2 protein-coding genes are annotated in these 1,491 nt (G+C 45.3%); both read left to right on the top strand.

Translation table 11 applies throughout. The annotated features are described in order from the left end of the window. The coding region (locus tag A3730_RS31910; protein WP_197477535.1) for a hypothetical protein at positions 1-694 on the top strand (694 nt) is incomplete at its 5' end. Between the two features lie 60 nt (positions 695-754). Beyond that, positions 755-1,491 (top strand): phospholipid carrier-dependent glycosyltransferase (locus A3730_RS19460; RefSeq protein WP_156501262.1); only part of this gene is annotated, 737 nt, incomplete at its 3' end.

The raw sequence follows: 1,491 nt of genomic DNA, 5'->3' as shown, positions 1-1,491 counted from the left end.
TCCTTGCCCAGGTAATCGCCCTGGCACTGGTTATAATACTTTTGGGTTGCAGACACCCTTCCGCTCTTTGGGGCTGCAAAACGGTTGCGTATCGTTTTTAGGGAATGGTATCGAGTTTAAAGATCTGACTATCGGATTTCCGCAGGTGGAGCGGTTGAATCGACCCGTTGTTTTGAGAGGTAACCGACAAACTCAAGCGGGTGTTTATAATGCTCAGCTGGGATCAGCTGTGGACGAGCTGGTCGATAACCTGGATGTCGTTCGCTCTAACGGTGGAGGCCTGACTAATTCAGAAGCTCTTGTGAACGCACTTCTGCCGCTGCTCGCTAATCCTGTCAAAGATAATATTAAAGGCCAGTTGGCTTCAGGGTTGGGAACCACCCCGGGAAACCTTAATACATTTGTCATCCCATATAATATTTCTAATCTGCATAGTGTAATGGTGGATACACCATTGTTTGGTCTATCTTTCCAAAAAGAGCCGGTACAATACCCAGGTTATGTTGAGTCGGTGTCAAGAGGTTGGGCGATGTATTTGCCCGACGCCTTCAAACTTGAGGTGTCGAATCCAACCACTTATTTTGTTAATAATATCGTGAATGGCAATGCCGCAGTGGGTAACATTACGCCCTTGCCGGACCCCGGCAGTGGCGCGGTATTTGATAACTGTTGGGGCTCTGCTACATTCTGCTAACCCCTCACAACGAAACAAAAGAGCCCCTTGATCAAAAGGGGCTTTTAAATTGTGTCATTTATGGGTGAGCATGTGCTGAACGACGCTGTTTCCAAGACTCGCACCAACTTTTGGTTCGTATTCTTGGTTGTTTCTCTAATTGCTTTCTACTGTGGCATTGCCTGGTTGGCCCGCGGCGAATATCAGTGGTGGTATATTGATTTTGTGGCGGATGCCAATGTTTATTGGGGCGATGATAGCTACCGTTATTTTCTTGCCAAAACCGCATTTCGAAATCCGGATGTTTACTGGTTTAACTTTGTGCTGCCCCTTGCGGTATTTTTTGATGGTGTCTTGACCACTATTAGTAATGAAAGTCTTTATTATTCTCGCGCTCTGAAGTCGTTTCCGCTTGTTTTATCTGTTTTTCTGGTTTATTTCACTTGCCTGAAGCTGGATGTTAAAAGGGTATGGGCGTTTCTTTCAGCTGGAATGCTGGCGTTTTTTCCTCTTTATGTTTTTGTTTCATTGAGTTTCTACGGTGAGTCTTGGCTGGTATTTTTTATTTGCCTTGCACTGTTTTTGTTAGCGGATAAAAAAATGCGTGCCGCTGCCTTGGTTATTGGCTTAATGCCATTGATAAGGGGGGAAAGTATAGGCTTTGTTGCTTCGTTTTCTCTGTTTGCATTACTGCAACGCGACAGAAAGCTATTGTTTTGGGCGTTGGCGCCTGGCTCTATTTACTTTTGCCTGATCACTACTATCGGCCCTGGCTTGCAAAACTTTCTAGGCTGGAGGCTCAATGTTGCAGATGTTTT

It is taken from the genome of Alcanivorax sp. HI0044, from assembly GCF_001634945.1.
This window is presented reverse-complemented; position numbering and strand designations above follow the sequence as displayed.